Genomic DNA, 220 nt, shown 5'->3' on the forward strand with positions numbered 1-220 from the left:
GGAAGACCGCCCCGGAGCCCCATTCGGTGAGTACGCCGAAGGATGGCTGAAGCAGCGTGGAATCAAGGACCGCACCCGCGCCCACTATCGCAAACTGCTGGACAACCACATCCTGGCCACCTTCGCTGACACCGACCTACGCGACATCACCCCGGCCGCCGTGCGCCGCTGGTACGCCACCACCGCCGTGGGCACACCGACCACGCGGGCACACTCCTAC

1 protein-coding gene is annotated in these 220 nt (G+C 67.3%); it reads left to right on the forward strand.

Annotated features, from left to right (window positions below):
* A partial coding sequence (locus tag BST12_RS30370; protein ID WP_245850641.1) for an N-terminal phage integrase SAM-like domain-containing protein occupies positions 1-220 on the forward strand: 220 nt, incomplete at both ends.

The organism is Mycobacterium angelicum (assembly GCF_002086155.1).
Lineage (GTDB): Bacteria > Actinomycetota > Actinomycetes > Mycobacteriales > Mycobacteriaceae > Mycobacterium > Mycobacterium angelicum.